Genomic DNA, 14,448 nt, shown 5'->3' with positions numbered 1-14,448 from the left:
TGTTATTTCTGTCTATACAGAAATAACAGAAATTGAAGAATCAATCGGCCAATGCGGCTGGAGGCGGATCACATGAACATCCTGGTATGCGGTGCCAATGGCTTCATCGGCCGCGCGTTGTGCCAGGCGCTGGCGCGCGACGGACACCGGGTGCTCAAGGGGGTGCGGCAGCCGCGGCATCCCGATGAGATCGCCGTGGATTACCGCGTCGATACCACGCCGGCTGCCTGGGTCGACCGTCTGCGCGGCATCCATGTCGTGATCAACGCGGTCGGCATCCTGCGCGAAGCCGACCGCGGCGATTTCGACCGGCTGCATCACCTTGCCCCGGCGGCCCTGTTCGACGCGGCGGCGCAAGCCGGCGTCAGGCGCGTGTTGCAACTGTCCGCGCTCGGCACGCAGCAAGGCGCCACCGCCTATTTCCGCAGCAAGCGCGCGGCCGATGACCATCTGCAAGCGCTGCCGGTGGCGCATCATATTTTGCGGCCGGCGCTGGTGTATGGCGCCCAGGGCGCGTCGGCGCGGTTTTTCCGCGCGCTGGCGTCGCTGCCGCTGCACGCCCTGCCCGCCGGCGGACGCCAGCCGCTGCGGCCGATCCACGTCGATGAGCTGGCCGAGATCGTGGTCCGCCTGGTCGGCGGGACGGTCGATGCGCCGGCGGTGCTCGATCTGGTGGGCGGCGCCGAGGTTACCTTCAAGCGCATGCTGGGGGTCTATCGCGCATCCATGGGCTTTGCGCCGGCCTGGACGCTGGCCGTGCCGGGCGCGCTGGTCGCCGCGGGCGCGGCACTGTGCGACCGCCTGCCCGGCTCGATCCTGACGCGCGACACCTGGCGCATGCTGCGCGCCGGCAATAGCGGCGACGCGGCGCTCACCACGCGCGTGCTGGGGCGTCCGCCGGCTGCCATCGACGCCTTTATTACCCCGGACCAGGCCCCCGCCCTGCGCCAGCAGGCCCTGGCGGCCTGGCGCCCCGCCCTGCTGCGCGCTGCGCTGGCGCTGATCTGGCTGTGGACCGCGCTGTGCAGCGCCTTCATCTACCCGACCGGCGACAGCCTGGCGCTGCTGGCGCGGGTCGGCCTGCACGGCCCGGTGGCCGTGGCGGCGCTGTACTTGGCCGCCGCGCTGGACGCCGTGTTTGGCGTCGCCACGCTCTGGCGCCCCGGCCGGCGGCTGTGGGCAGCGCAGCTTGCCCTGGTGCTGGGCTATTCCGCGGTGATCGCGTTGGCTTTGCCGGAATTCCTGTGGCATCCGTTCGGCCCGCTCCTGAAGAACGTCGCCGTCGTCGCGCTCCTATTCATCCTGTTCAGCGAGGAAACCCAATCATGAACGCCTATCTCACGATCAAGACCCTGCACATCCTGTCGTCCGTCCTGCTGGTGGGAACCGGTTTCGGCACCGCGTTCTACCTGTTCTTCGCCAACCGCACCGGCTCGGTGCCGGCCATCGCGGCGGTCTCGAAGCTGGTGGTGCGGGCCGACCTGTGGTTCACCACGCCCGCCGTGGTGGCGCAGCCGCTGACCGGATTGTGGCTGGCGCACACCGCCGGCTGGAACTGGACCACGCCGTGGATCGCCGTGTCGATCGGGCTGTACCTGCTGGCCGGCGCCTGCTGGCTGCCGGTGGTGTGGCTGCAGTACGAAATGGCGAAGATGGCGGACGGCGCCCACACGGCCGGCGCCATGGCGCTGCCGGCGCGCTACTGGCGCTTCGCGCGTTATTGGGAATGGCTGGGGTACCCGGCGTTCCTGGCGATGGTGGCGGTGTATTTCCTGATGGTGCTCAAGCCAGCGCTGTAGGCGTCCGGCTTTCCCGCCCCAAGGGTCTGGCCTGCCCTGCCCGCCGTGGCGAGACCCGCGCCCGGGCGGCGCGGATCCCGCGCGGCGGTTTCAGTCGATGGCGGCGCCGGCCGTCTTCACGACCTTGCCGAGCCGCGTGTATTCCTCGGCGCCGAACTCGGCCAGCGACTGGCGCGAGGTCGGCGACGGGATCGCGCCGCGCGATTCCAGCGCCTGTTTCACCTCGGGCCGCTGCAGCGCCCGGTTCACGGCGGCGTTGAGCTTGTCGAGGATGGCGACGGGTGTGCCCTTGGGCGCGTACAGGCCGTCCCAGGCGAAGAACTCGTAGCCTTTGACGCCGGCCTCGCTCAAGGTCGGGATGTCCGGATTCGACGCAACACGCTGCGGCGTGGTCACGCCCAGCGCGCGCAGCTTGCCCGCAGCGATCTGGCCGGACACGTTCGGCATGACGTCGATCAGCAGCGAGATGCGCCCGCCCAGCAGGTCGGTCATGGCGGCGCTGCCGCCCTTGTACGGGATGTGCATGATCTTGACCCCCGCCATCTGGTTCAGCAGCTCACAGGCCAGGTGCGACGAGGTGCCGTTGCCGGCCGAGCCACAGGTCAGTTCGCCCGGATGCGACTTGGCGTAGGCCAGCAGCTGCGCCAGGGACTTGAAGCGCTCGTCACTGGCGTTGACCACCAGCGCCGCCGCGATCACGGTAAAGCGCGAGACCGGCTCGAAGTCGCCCGGCGCGTAGCCCGGCGACTTGTACAGCCAGTGGTTGGTGGCCTGGGTGCCGTTGGTGCCATACGACAGCGTGTAGCCGTCGGGATTGGCGCGCGCCACGATGGCGGTGCCGATGTTGCCGCCAGCGCCGGGCCGGTTCTCGATGATGATGGACTGCCCGAGTTCGCGCGACAGCGGCTCGGCCACCAGCCGTGCCAGGGTGTCGCCGCCGCCGCCGGCGGCGAACGGCACCACCAGGGTGATGGCATGGGTGGGCCAGTCGGCGGCCTGCGCCGGCGCGGGGCCGGCCGCCAGCGCCATACAGGCGGCGGCGATGCCGAACGAGATTTTGAGGGGGATCATGGTTTGTCTCCTTGGGGGTGCGGGGCGCGCGGCCGCTGGTTTTGATGTATCGGACGCGCGTGGAACGAAAAATGGAATGGTGCGACGGGCTCCCGGCGGCGTCACACGAAGCGGCAACTGACCGCGCCGAGCACGCCGTAGTCCACGTGGAAGGTGTCGCCGCGCTGGGCAAACACCGGCCTGGTGAACGAGCCGCTCAGGATGATCTGGCCGGGTTCCAGCGCGACGTCGTAGCCGGCCAGCTTGTTGGCCAGCCACACCACGCCGTTGGCGGGATGGTTGAGCACGCCCGCCGCCAGGCCGGTTTCCTCGATCACCGCGTTGCGCGACATCATGGCGCCGACCCAGCGCAGGTCGACGGCATCGACCCGCACCGGCCGCCCGCCCATCACCACGCCGGCGTTGGCGGCGTTGTCGGCGATGGTGTCGAAGACCTTGCGCGGCCGCTTGCTGTCGGGGTCGATCTGGTGCGAGCGCGCGTCGATGATCTCCAGCGCGGGGATCACATAGCGGACCGCGTCCAGCACATCGAACAGCGTCACGCCCGGCCCCTTGAGCCGCCGGTCCAGGATGAAGGCCAGCTCGACCTCGACCCGGGGCACGATGAAGCGGTCGTGGGGGATCTCGGCGCCGTCGTCGAACAGCATGTCGTCCAGCAAGGCGCCGTAGTCGGGCTCGTCGATCTGCGAGGACAGCTGCATGGCGCGCGAGGTCAGGCCGATCTTGTGGCCGACCAGCCGGCGGCCGCCGGCGATCTTGGCCGCCACCCATTCGCGCTGGATGGCGTAGGCGTCGGCGATGGTGATGTCGGGATGTTCCAGCGACAGCTGGCGTACCTGGGTACGGCTGCGTTCGGCCTGGTCCAGTCGCTGGGCCAGCGCCTTGATGGTCGCGGCGTCCATGGAGGTTCCTTGGGGTGTCATGGGATTTTCCGGCAGGGTTTGGGGAATGTCATTCGGGCGGCAGATGGCGCCGGCTGCGCTTTTCCGCCAGCAGCCAGTCCTGGCCGCTGGCGACCAGCCGGTCCTGGCAGTCGCGGATGGCGACCAGGCGCGGCGCCCCGCCCTGCACTTGCGGATCGCTGTCGTAGGCGGTGAGGAAATAGCCGACCATGGCCTGCGATCCGCTGTGTTCCAGCAGGCGCAGGTTGGTGATGACGTGGCAGGTGGTGCGCTGCGGCGCGCGCGCCTCCAGGGCCGCCAGCACCTCGCGCGGCCCGGTCAGCAGCTGGCCCTGGCGCAGCCAGGTGCCATCTGGCGCCATCAGCGCGGCGGCGGCCTCGTGGCGCCGGGTATCCAGCGCGTGGAAAAAGGCCAGGACGACCGCCTCGCAGGCGGCCTTGATGTGTTCGGTCTGCATTCGGTTCTCCATCATCAGGGGGTCAGTCGATCCGGGCGCTGGACAGCGGCGCGTCGGCGCGCGCCAGTTGCGCGGAGTCCACCTGGGTGCCTTGCGCGATCCACTGGCGCAGCTGGCGCAGTTCGCGCGCCGCGTTCACCGCCACGGCGCCGATGACGCGGCCGCCATCGTCCAGCGCCACCGACAGCAGCGCCCGGGCGTCCGCCTGGGGCCGCAGCACTTCGCGGGCGGCCCGCGCCGGAAAGCCGGCGATCTGCACCATGGCGTCGTACTGTTCCGACCACACCGCGCCGCTGGGCTGGTAGGGTTGGCCGGCATCCAGCGCCGACAGCGCCGCCGCCGCGCCCTGGTCCTGGGCGTTCTGCCAGGATTCCAGGCGGATGGGGCCGCCGCCGGCGGGCGCGGCCACCGCCACGTCGCCCGCGGCCAGCACATCGGGCGCCGACGTGCGGCAGTATTCGTCGACCAGCACGCCGCGCTCGCAGGCGATGCCGGCCTCGCGTGCCAGGGCGTCGTTGGCCTGCATGCCCACGCCCAGCACCACGGCGTCCGCTTCCAGTCGGCTGCCGTCCGCCAGTTCGACGACGCAGCCGCCTTCGGGGCGCGCATGCACCGCGCGCAGGCTGGCGTTCAAGCGCAGCGCCACCCCCTGCCCGGCATGCAGCGCCGCCAAATGGGCCGAGACGCCGGGCGGCACGCTGCGGGCGCACAGGCGCGGGGCCTGCTCCAGCACCGTGGTGGCGCAGCCCGCCTGGCGCGCGGTGGCGGCCACTTCCAGGCCGATCCAGCCGCCGCCGGCAATGACGATGCGGCGGCCCGGGCCCAGGCGGGCCCGCAGGCGCAAGGCATCGTCGCGGGTGCGCAGCACATGCACGACCGCGGCGTCGGCGCCGGGCAAGGCCGGCACGATGGGACGGCCGCCGGTGCACAGGATCAGCTTGTCGTAGTCGAGCACGGCGCCGGTGGAGGTTTCCACCTGATGGCGCTCGGGCCATAGCCGTGTCGCCGCGACGCCGGGCCGGAACGTGATATCCAGTTCGGCCAGCCGTTCCAGGGAAAACAGCTCGGTGCTTTCAGGCGCCGCCTGGCCGCCCAGCACCGCCTTGCTCAAGGGGGGCCGCTCGTAGGGCGCGTGCGGTTCATCGCCCAGCAGCACGATGCGGCCGGCGTAGCCGCGGCCGCGCAGCGTGGCCGCCGCCCAGCCACCCGCCTGTCCCGCGCCGACGATGACGATGGCGCCCGCTTTCACGGGGCCTCCGCGCTCAGATAGATGGTGCCGGCCTCGACCCGCACCGCGTAGCGGCGCAGGTCGGTGGTGACGGGCGGGCATTGGGGCTTGCCGCTACGGATGTCGAACACGCCCTGGTGCAAGGGGCATTCGATGGTGCCGTCTTCCATATAGCCGTCGGCCAGGCTGGCGTTGCCGTGCGGACAGCGGTCCTGGGTGGCGCAGATATCGCCCTGCAGGTCGTACAGGCACACGGCCTCGCCATCCAGCGCGACGCGCAGCGTGCCAGTGTCGGGAGAGATGTCGCCCACCTGGGCGACCGGGGTCCAGGTCGTCATGGTCACAGCCCCATCGCGTTGCGGTAGTAGTCGTAGAACGAGCGGATCAGCACTTCGGTCACCATGTAGTCGGCCGGCTCGGTGTCGCGGCCGCCCATCTCGACGATGCCGCGCGCCTCGGGGTAGCCGGTGACGCCGATCTGCACCTGGTTCAGCATCTCGCTGTCGTCCATCGAGACGAAGCCGGCCGGGCCCAGCAGGTTGGCGTGCTTCAGGCGCAGGCGGGTCATTTCCTCGTCATCGTCCTCGTAGCCGTAGTAGGTGAAGACGAGTTCATGCTCGGTCGGGCTGCGCGGGATCACGTGGCGCGTCTTGAGCGAATTGGCCTGGATGCCGAATTGCGCGGCGGGAAAGACCCAGGCGCCGCCGACCCGGCCGCGGTTGAATTCGGCGCGCGGGGTGACGGTTTCCAGGTCGAGCAGCTCCAGGTCGTCGCGGAAGCGGCTCATCTCGCTGGTGGCCTCGGTCTTCTTCTTGCCCTCGTTGTGCGACACCATCACGCTGTGGGCGCCGCCGCCGGTGGGAATGCACTCGGACTTGGAATCCGCGCGCCACAGGCCGAAGGTGATGTAGAAGGTGTGCAGCAAGGTGGCGTGGTACGGGTCCTTCAGGTTCTCCAGGTACATCTTCCAGTTGCTGGGAATCAGCTGGCGGCTGTAGCCCAGCAGCTTGAGCTTCTTGCCCGGCAGCATGTGGTCGATCTCGGCCAGCACCTCGGGGCCGCAGTAGTCCTCGAAACTGGGCGCATCGTCGGCGAACGTCGCCCAGATCGAGCCGCCGCGGTTGACGCTGCGCAGCTTGCGGATGCCGTTCTGCCTGGGGTCGAAGTCGCGCGGCATGCCGCCCTTGCCCATGGCGCCGCGGCGAAACGGCACGCCCTGCAGGTTGCCGTCCAGGTCGTAGTTCCACTGGTGGTACGGGCAGGTGAAGTCGCTCACCTTGCCGGTGTTCTGCCAGCAGATCTGGGCGCCGCGGTGGGCGCAGCGGTTCTCCAGCACGTTGATCTCGCCGCTTTCGGTGCGCACCATGATGACCGGGCGGTTGCCGATCCAGTTGCGCTTGTAGCAGCCGGTTTCGGGCACCTCGCACTCCAGGCCGACGTAGTTCCAGGTGCGGCCGCCAAAGAACACGTCCATCTCCTTCTGGAAGATGGCCGGGTCGGTGTAGACCCAGTTGGGAATGCGCGTGTAGCCCTCCTTGGGCCAGCGGCGCTCGATATGGATGGGGGCCGCGGCGGGAGTTTCCAGCACGGCGGAATCGGAACAGGTCATGGCGGGTTTCCTGGCAGCGGGATCAGAGGGGAACGATGAGCGAGGTGCGCACGCGGTAGTTGTCGTAGACGCAGTCGCGGCGGGCCAGCAGCGGGCCTTGCGGCGTCAGGCGCAGCTCGTCCAGGTAGCGGCCCACCATGTTCAGCGTGGGCTCGCGGTCGGACAGCGACTCCATCACCGCGAAGTTGGCCTGGGCCACGATGCGCTCGCCCTGCGCCTCGATGACGCGCACGCCGCTGATGAAGTGGCGCAGCGAACGCGGTTCGAACATGGTGGTTTCGCGCAGCGCGGTGACGCGGTCGCGCAGCATGTTCTTGTTCATGCAATAGATCAGGCCGAGCGGCAGGCCGGCGTCGTGGTTCTCGCGCGACAGCACGCGGTAGTGGCAGTCCTCGGTGAAGAAGTCCGGCCATTCCTCCAGCCGGTCTTCGTCCAGGCAGTAGGCGTAGTCGTCGTAGAAGTCGCGCAGGCGGGCGCGCAGCGAGGTGTCGGCGGGCAGTTGGATCTGGGTCATGGGAATTTCCGGAATGCGAGCGGCGCGCTCAGGACGCGGCGGCCAGTTGCGCCAGGTTGCTTTCGAAGCCGCCCTGGCTGCCGAGCGCCAGGATCGGTTCCTGCATGCGCTCCTGCCAGATCAGCGATTCCATGGCGATCTGCAGGGGGTGGTCCTGCACCGTCAGGGCCGAGGTGGTCTCGGTGCCCGAGTGGTGCGAATGCATGGCCCAGCCGGGCGCCGACAGGATCAGGTCGCCGGCCTTCCAGTCCAGCCGCACGCCGTTGACCTTGCTGTAGCCGTTGCCGCGCAGGTAGTAGTTGATGGCCGACGAGCTGTGGCGGTGCGGCACGTGGTGGTTGTCCGGCGGCGACGATGAAATCGTGGCGAAGAAGCTGTGGGTGGTGCCGATGCGGCGTTCGGTGGCCGGGTTGTACAGCACGAACAGGCGGCGGCCGTTATAGCCGCGCGCCATGTCCTCGACGCTGGGCAGGTGGCGCGAGACCGCCGCCCAGGGCCAGTGCAGCGCCTTCGATTCCAGCACGTCGATGTCGATCAGCCACTCGTAGCCCATCAGCCAGGCGCCTTCCGGCGTGATCTGCTCGCGCATCGCCAGGTCGCGGGCGCGCACCGCCTCGGGCGAGCGGGCCGGCGCCGGGCGGGTGTTGGCGTCGGCCGGCGGCACGTCGCCCTCGAACTCCTCGACGTAGTGGATCTCGAGCTTTTCCAGCAGCGGCGCGTTGGAGTACGACAGCCGCACCCAGGGCGTCGGGCCGTCATTGCGGTACGAATGCACCTGCATCGCCGGCGTGTTCCACACGTCCCAGCGGCCCACCGGGATATCGCGGCCGGCTACCGTGGCCACGCCCTCGCCGCTGATACAGATCTCCAGCATGTTGGAGTTCTTGCGCAGGTTGAAGGTGCGTTCGCCGGGGTTGACGACGTTGATGGTGACGTCCGTGCCGGGGGCCAGCCCCAGGCCCGGCGCGGTCGCCAGCGGATGGGCGATGAGCGAGGCGCGGCGGCCGTTGGCGGGGCGCGGCGCGTCGATCAGGCGGGCGATCTCCAGGTCGATCTCCTCCTTGGGGATCACGATCGATGGCCATTTGTTCTGCTCGCGGGGCGCGGCCCCGCTGACGTCGATGAACATGTCTGTCTCCTGTGGCCGGCGGGCGGTGCGCGCCGGCGTCATGGTGCTTTGAAGGGGGTAATCGAAATCAGGGCTGCGCCAGCAGCAGGTTCTCGCGGGTCTGCGGCGGCAGGGCGACGCCCAGCCCGTGATCGCGGGCGTGCTCGTACGCCACCTGCGCCATCGCCAGGTCCGACAGGCCCATGCCCATGCCCTTGAACAGCGTCAGCCGCGCATCCGGCGCACGGGTCTCGCCGCGCGCCAGCAGGTCGCCCAGCACCGCCACGCCGTCCCACGGCGCGCCGTCCACGCCATAGCGTTCGCGCAGTTCGCGCGAGCCGCGCCGGGCGTTTTCCAGGTCGTCCACCACCACGCGGTCGGCGCGCTCGAACACGTCCTGGCTGAACTCGGCCTTGGCCGGCAGGATCGCGCCCACCGCGTTCAGGTGACGGCAGTCGGCCAGCCGGGCCGCGTCGACGAAGGGCTCGACGGCGCGAGTGATCAGCGTCACGATCTCGGCGCCGTCCAGGGCGTGTTCCAGCGTGGGCGATTCCTCGATGGCGAAGGCGTACTTGCCGGCCACCGCCTCGACAAAAGCGCGGCGTTTTTCCGGGGTCGGGCTGTGGATCCGCACGCGTTGCAGCGGGCGCACCGCGGCCAGCGCCGCCAGTTGCGTCACGGCCTGCGGCCCGGTGCCGATCAGCGCGGCCCGCGTCGCGCCCTCGGGCGCCAGGGCGCGGGTCGCCACGCCGCTGATGGCGGCGGTGCGCAACATGCCCAGCGCGCGCGCTTCGATCACCGCCCGCAGCAGGCCGGTGTCGGCGTCGAACAGGCTGAACAGCGACCCGCCGCCCGCCTTGGTGTGGACCCAGGTCTTGAAACCGGCATAGCCGCCGGGGCCGGGCCGCACCGAGCCCAATGCATGCATCGAGCTGCCGTCGCCCCAGGTGGCCAGCGCCTTGGGCACGTTGCGCGCGCCCTCCTTCGCCTGCGCCACCAGCATGCGCTGCAGCGCGTCGATGGCGCGCGGGATGGTCAGCGCCGCCACCACGTCTTTTTCGGTGAGATACCGCAATGCCTCGGTCATGCCTGTGTCCTTCGTGTCAGTGGGGGTGGACGGGTTCTTCCGCCACCGTGTTGCGCAGCGTGCCGACGCCCGGCACCTCGATCTCCAGCGTGTCGCCGGCCGCCAGGAAGCGCGGTGGCTGGCGGCTGGAACCGACGCCTTCCGGCGTGCCGGTGGCGATCACGTCGCCGGGCGCCAGCGGCGTGAAGGCGGTGATGTAGGCGATCAGTTCGGGAATCGGGAAGATCAGGTCGGCCAGTTCGCCCTGCTGCACGGTCTCGCCGTTCAGGCGCGTCTGGATGCGCAGGCCCGCCGGGTCGCCGATCTCGTCGGCGGTGACCAGCCAGGGCCCGATCGCGCCGCTGCGCTCGAAGTTCTTGCCGGGCGTGACCTGGGCGTTGTGCTTCTGGAAGTCGCGCACCGAGTTTTCGGCCATGCAGGTGTAGCCGGCCACGTGTTCCAGCGCGTCGCGCGCCGCGATGTGGCGCCCTGCCCGGCCGATCACCACCGCCAGTTCGCCCTCGTAGTCGAAGCGGTCGGAGGCGCGCGGCTTCCAGACCGGCGCGCCGTGGCCGACGAAACTGTCGGGATAGCGGGCGAACAACGAAGGATGGCGCGGCAGCTCGCGGCCGGCCTCGGCCACGTGGCGGCCGTAGTTCAGGCCGACGCAGAGGATCTTGCGCGGCGCCGGCACCGGCGGCAGCCATTGCAGGCCGGCCAGCGCAATGCCGGGGCCGTCCTGGCCGGCCGCCGCTTGCGCGATGGCCTCGATGCCCGCCGCCAGGGCCGTGGCCAGGTCGGGCCAGTACCGCGTCAACGGCACGACCTCGGCGTCGCGCAGCACGCCCCAGGCCGGCTGGCCCGCATGCTCGAAGCTGATCAGCTTCATCTTGTCTCCTGTCCTGTGGGCGGTCCTTCTGGCATGCAATTGAGTGACGCATTGCATGCATTCGGTGGCGTTTAAGTGCCGTGACCGCTGTTTTTCCGAATTATTGCATGCAATTTTGATAAATCGCAAGGTCGGATTGTTTTTTTGATGCGCGATTGCATGCAATTTTGTAGGTACACTGGAGGCCCCTTCAGATACGTTTCAGCCGACGATCCGCTATGGCCGCTCAGATCGACAAAGTGATTTCCGAACTCCGGGACATGGTGCTTTCCGGCGCCCTGCAACCCGGCGAACGCGTGGTGGAACTGCAGTTCTCGGCGCGCCTGGGCGTGTCGCGCACGCCGCTGCGCATCGCGCTGACCGAACTGGAAAAGGAAGGCCTGCTGGAACGCCTGCCTTCGCGCGGCTTTCGCGTGCGGGCCTTCACTGTCGACGAGATCGGCGACGCGGTCGAAGTGCGTGGGGTGCTGGAAGGCATGGCGGCGCGGCTGCTGGCCGAGCGCGGCGCCAGCGCCGAGGTGCTGGAACAGCTGTCGCAGGCGGTGGAGGAAGGCCGCGCCCTGCTGGCGCCGGCGCGGCGCGACCCCAAGGCCACGGTGGACGCGCGCGCCTGGGGGCAGATCAACCGCCGCTTCCACGAGATCCTGTGCGAAGCGGCCGGCAACCGCGCCCTGCTGTCGGCGCTGGAACACAACAACAAGACGCCGCTGGCCGGCCCGGCCGCGCTGACGCTGCCGTCCACCCCTTCCCTGCTGGAGACGCCCTTCGTGCTGCGGGCGCAATCGGATCACGAGGACCTGCTGCGGGCGATCACGCGGCGCGAGGCCGCGCGCGCCGAGAACCTGATGCGCGAGCACGCCTACCGCAGCCGCGAGAACAAGCGCGTGCTGCTGGAATCCCTGCGGGGGGGCGTGGCGGGGCTGGCGCAGCCGGTCGACAGCGCGGCGGCCTAGGACCGGGCCACCGATTTGAAAACGCGAGGCCTAGAGTCTGCCCGCCTGCCTGATGTGGGCCGGGGCTGCGCATCCGAACGGCAGCCCGATGCGGCCGCCAGGGAAGGCTGCGTTCAGAACAGCCGGCGCACGCGCTCGCGGATGGCGCCGGCATAGGCCCAGCACCACACCGCCAGCGCCAGCATCGCCACCGTGAAATAGGCGCGCGCTTCAAGCGGCACGGGATTCAGGCGCGACAACGTCGGAAACGGCTCATAGCCGATGAAGTCGCTGGCGGCCAGCGCGCTGAACAGCAGCGCCAGCGCCGGGCCGGTGAAATGCGGGCGTTCGCCGCGGGTCCGCGGATCGGCCCGGAAATACCAGTGGCACCAGCGCAGCAGCTGGATCACGACGGCGGCCAGCGGAATGACCAGGGCAAGCTGCAGCACGAGCAGCGCAACGATGACTTGAGTGGGAAGCATGGCCGCGATTTTACGGCGTGCCGGACACCAGCGCGTCCAAACGCCTGAAGAACGCCTCGTAACGCTCGGGATCGGTCACCTGGCGAGTCCGGGCGTCGCCATTGCTGTCCCAGACGGTCTCGTTCAGGCTGGCCCAGACGCGGGTGATGCCGCCCTCCTCGCGCAGCACCAGTTGGGCATAGGTGCTCTTGTGATCGGGCTTGGCGCCATACGCCAGGCCTTGTGACTTGAGCAGGCCGCGCAGCATTTCGCGGCGCTTGCTGACCAGGGCTTCGTGCCGTTCGCCGCTGACGATTTCGGTCGCGGCATCGGCCGCCACCTGCGTGTAGCCGGCGGCAGTCAAGGCCTCGATGCAGGCCCGCAGGGCCCGCGCCGGCGCCACGGCGGGATAGGCCCGCACGCGGATGCGGTCCAGGGCGGCGCGCTCGTCCGTCGTCAGATCGATCACGGTCTGCTTCGAACTGTAGCGCACCATGCTGCCGCCATTGCCCGTGACGCGCTCGGGCGCCTTGGGCGCTTTCGGCTGGGTCGAACAGGCGGCCAACAGCGGGAGGGCCAGGACAGCCGCCCTCTGCAGGCGGCGGGAACGCGACGGAAGCATCATGGCGGGGAAACGACGCAGCGGGCAAGGGGTGGACGCGCGGCGGAGCAAGCGCATGCCCCGGGCTGGCAGATCATAGCGGATCCCCCGCCCGGCGCGATGACAGCGGCAAGACCCGCCCGCGCCGCGGATGCCGAGCCATCGGGACAACCCCTATTACCCGCCGCTTGCCAAACAACTATCGTATTCGAGAATTATCAAATAAGAGAATTCTCGCTTCCGACAAAATGGCCGCAGACCTTACCTACGATTACGCCGTCATCGGCGCCGGCATCGCCGGCGCCTCCGTGGCCTACCGCCTGAGCGCGGCCGCCTCCGTGGTGGTGCTGGAGCGCGAGGCACAGCCCGGCTACCACTCCACCGGCCGTTCGGCCGCCATGTTCATGGAGACCTACGGCACTGCCCAGATCAAGGCGCTGACCCGCGCCAGCCGCGACTTCTACGAGCATCCGCCGCAGGGTTTCTGCGAGCATCCCCTGCTGAGCCCGCGCGGCGTGCTGTACATCGCCGCGCCCGACCAGCAGGACCTGCTGCGCGAGGTCTATGACGAATTCCGCAGCCAGTCGCCCAACGTCACGCTGATCGACGCCGAACAGGCGTTGGCGCGCGTGCCCTGCCTGCGGCCTGACCAGTTGTGCGGCGCCATCGAGGAGCCGGACGCTCGCGATATCGACGTGCATGCCTTGCACCAGGGCTTCCTGCGCGGCATGACGCGCCAGGGCGCGGCGCTGCGCAACCACGCCGAACTGGTTGCCGCCACGTACGAGGACGGCGCCTGGAGCCTGACGCTGGCCGGCGGCGAGCCGCTGCGGGCGCGGGTGCTGGTGAACGCGGCCGGCGCCTGGGCCGACCAGGCCGCCGCGCTGTGCGGCGTGCGGCCGGTCGGCCTGCAGCCCTGCCGCCGCACCGCCTTTACTTTCACCGGGCCGGACGACGTCGACTTCGCGCACTGGCCGGCCGTGGTCGGGGTCGACGAGAGCTTCTATTTCAAGCCCGACGCCGGCCAGTTGCTGGGCTCGCCCGCCAATGCCGATCCGGTGCCGGCGCACGACGTGATGCCCGAGGAACTGGACGTGGCCACCGGCATCTACCGCATCGAAGCGGCCACCTCCCTGACCATCCGCCGCCCGCGCCACACCTGGGCCGGCCTGCGCTCGTTCGTGGCCGACGGCGATTTCGTGATCGGATGGGATCCGGCCACGCCCGCCTTCTTCTGGCTGGCGGCTCAGGGCGGCTACGGGATCCAGTCCGCCGCCGGCGTCTCGCGCCTGGCCGCCGACCTGCTGCTCGACCTGCCGTTGAACGACAGCCTGACCGCGCAGGGGGTCGACCCCGCGCGCCTGTCGCCGGCCCGTTTCTCCCCTTCCCGATAGGAGCCCGTTCCATGCGCCAAGCCATCCAGCGCCTGCCCAGCAGCCTGCCCTTCCCCTTCTCGCGGGCCGTGAAGGCCGGCGGCTTCCTGTTCCTGTCGGGGCAGGTGCCGATGAGCGCCGCCGGCGAGGTGGTGCGCGGCGAAATCCAGACCCAGACCCGCGCGGCCTGCGAGCGCATCGTCGAAAGCCTGGCGGCCGGCGGCGCGCGGCTGGACCAGGTGGTCAAGGCCACCGTGTGGCTGTCGGACATGAGCCATTTCGCCGGTTTCAACGAGGTCTACAAGGAATTCTTCGGCGCGGCGCTGCCGGTGCGCTCGACGGTGGCGTCGGCGCTGGCGCTGAACGTCGATGTGGAAATCGAAGTGCAGGCGTATATCGGGGATGACCCAAGCGGGCAGGACTGAAGTTCGACACGGC

The 14,448-nt window shown here is 69.7% G+C and carries 17 protein-coding genes; 5 read left to right on the top strand and 12 right to left on the bottom strand.

Going from position 1 to position 14,448, the window contains the following annotated elements:
• Window positions 1-72: 72 nt before the first annotated feature.
• A complete protein-coding gene (locus AruCF_RS14325; protein WP_049077810.1) occupies window positions 73-1,329 on the top strand; it encodes an SDR family oxidoreductase in 1,257 nt (418 codons plus the stop codon).
• Window positions 1,326-1,799, top strand: a complete 474-nt coding sequence (locus tag AruCF_RS14320) for a DUF2269 family protein (protein ID WP_049073694.1) — start codon at window positions 1,326-1,328, stop codon at window positions 1,797-1,799. The genes AruCF_RS14325 and AruCF_RS14320 overlap by 4 nt, the downstream gene beginning before the upstream one ends.
• Before the next feature lie 90 nt (window positions 1,800-1,889).
• Here the strand turns inward: AruCF_RS14320 and AruCF_RS14315 are convergent, their stop codons facing one another.
• The 10 genes from AruCF_RS14315 to AruCF_RS14270 all read right to left on the bottom strand — a co-directional run bounded on the left by AruCF_RS14315 (window position 1,890) and on the right by AruCF_RS14270 (window position 10,643).
• A complete protein-coding gene (locus AruCF_RS14315) occupies window positions 1,890-2,870 on the bottom strand; it encodes a Bug family tripartite tricarboxylate transporter substrate binding protein (RefSeq protein ID WP_049073692.1) in 981 nt (326 codons plus the stop codon).
• A 101-nt stretch (window positions 2,871-2,971) separates the two neighbouring features.
• On the bottom strand, window positions 2,972-3,772 hold the full coding sequence (gene hpaH, locus AruCF_RS14310; protein ID WP_049073691.1) for a 2-oxo-hept-4-ene-1,7-dioate hydratase: 801 nt from the start codon (window positions 3,770-3,772) through the stop codon (window positions 2,972-2,974).
• Window positions 3,773-3,821: 49 nt separating this feature from the next.
• Complete coding sequence (locus tag AruCF_RS14305) at window positions 3,822-4,229, bottom strand: nuclear transport factor 2 family protein (RefSeq protein WP_235432655.1); 408 nt, start codon at window positions 4,227-4,229, stop codon at window positions 3,822-3,824.
• A gap of 22 nt (window positions 4,230-4,251) precedes the next feature.
• Entirely contained in the window at window positions 4,252-5,478 is a 1,227-nt protein-coding gene (locus AruCF_RS14300) for an NAD(P)/FAD-dependent oxidoreductase (protein WP_049073689.1), read from the bottom strand.
• On the bottom strand, window positions 5,475-5,795 hold the full coding sequence (locus AruCF_RS14295) for a non-heme iron oxygenase ferredoxin subunit (protein WP_049073688.1): 321 nt from the start codon (window positions 5,793-5,795) through the stop codon (window positions 5,475-5,477). The genes AruCF_RS14300 and AruCF_RS14295 overlap by 4 nt, the downstream gene beginning before the upstream one ends.
• A gap of 2 nt (window positions 5,796-5,797) precedes the next feature.
• The gene (locus AruCF_RS14290) at window positions 5,798-7,066 is read right to left on the bottom strand and encodes an aromatic ring-hydroxylating dioxygenase subunit alpha (protein ID WP_049073685.1); all 1,269 of its coding nucleotides are present in this window, start codon (window positions 7,064-7,066) and stop codon (window positions 5,798-5,800) included.
• Between the two features lie 22 nt (window positions 7,067-7,088).
• Window positions 7,089-7,580 (bottom strand): aromatic-ring-hydroxylating dioxygenase subunit beta, encoded by a 492-nt coding sequence (locus AruCF_RS14285; protein WP_049073684.1) that lies wholly within the window; start codon window positions 7,578-7,580, stop codon window positions 7,089-7,091.
• Between the two features lie 28 nt (window positions 7,581-7,608).
• A complete protein-coding gene (locus tag AruCF_RS14280) occupies window positions 7,609-8,709 on the bottom strand; it encodes a cupin domain-containing protein (protein WP_049073682.1) in 1,101 nt (366 codons plus the stop codon).
• 67 nt (window positions 8,710-8,776) lie between these two features.
• On the bottom strand, window positions 8,777-9,775 hold the full coding sequence (locus AruCF_RS14275; protein ID WP_049073680.1) for an ornithine cyclodeaminase family protein: 999 nt from the start codon (window positions 9,773-9,775) through the stop codon (window positions 8,777-8,779).
• A 16-nt stretch (window positions 9,776-9,791) separates the two neighbouring features.
• Entirely contained in the window at window positions 9,792-10,643 is an 852-nt protein-coding gene (locus AruCF_RS14270) for a fumarylacetoacetate hydrolase family protein (RefSeq protein ID WP_049073678.1), read from the bottom strand.
• 218 nt (window positions 10,644-10,861) lie between these two features.
• Here AruCF_RS14270 and AruCF_RS14265 point away from each other — a divergent pair, with 218 nt between their 5' ends.
• The gene (locus AruCF_RS14265) at window positions 10,862-11,596 is read left to right on the top strand and encodes a GntR family transcriptional regulator (RefSeq protein WP_049073677.1); all 735 of its coding nucleotides are present in this window, start codon (window positions 10,862-10,864) and stop codon (window positions 11,594-11,596) included.
• Window positions 11,597-11,709: 113 nt separating this feature from the next.
• Here AruCF_RS14265 and AruCF_RS14260 read toward each other — a convergent pair whose 3' ends face one another.
• Window positions 11,710-12,057 carry a hypothetical protein gene (locus AruCF_RS14260; protein ID WP_049073675.1) on the bottom strand — a complete coding sequence of 116 codons (348 nt, stop codon included), beginning with the start codon at window positions 12,055-12,057 and terminating at the stop codon, window positions 11,710-11,712.
• A gap of 10 nt (window positions 12,058-12,067) precedes the next feature.
• Window positions 12,068-12,601 carry a hypothetical protein gene (locus AruCF_RS14255; RefSeq protein WP_144419132.1) on the bottom strand — a complete coding sequence of 178 codons (534 nt, stop codon included), beginning with the start codon at window positions 12,599-12,601 and terminating at the stop codon, window positions 12,068-12,070.
• Between the two features lie 284 nt (window positions 12,602-12,885).
• Here AruCF_RS14255 and AruCF_RS14250 point away from each other — a divergent pair, with 284 nt between their 5' ends.
• Together AruCF_RS14250 and AruCF_RS14245 are read left to right on the top strand one after the other, a co-directional pair.
• On the top strand, window positions 12,886-14,031 hold the full coding sequence (locus AruCF_RS14250) for an NAD(P)/FAD-dependent oxidoreductase (protein WP_049073671.1): 1,146 nt from the start codon (window positions 12,886-12,888) through the stop codon (window positions 14,029-14,031).
• An 11-nt stretch (window positions 14,032-14,042) separates the two neighbouring features.
• On the top strand, window positions 14,043-14,435 hold the full coding sequence (locus AruCF_RS14245; protein WP_049073670.1) for a RidA family protein: 393 nt from the start codon (window positions 14,043-14,045) through the stop codon (window positions 14,433-14,435).
• Window positions 14,436-14,448 lie beyond the last annotated feature (13 nt).

The organism is Achromobacter ruhlandii (assembly GCF_002082135.1).
GTDB lineage: Bacteria > Pseudomonadota > Gammaproteobacteria > Burkholderiales > Burkholderiaceae_B > Achromobacter > Achromobacter ruhlandii.
The sequence above is the reverse complement of the archived record's forward strand: the minus strand, read 5'-3'. Positions and strand labels throughout refer to the sequence as shown.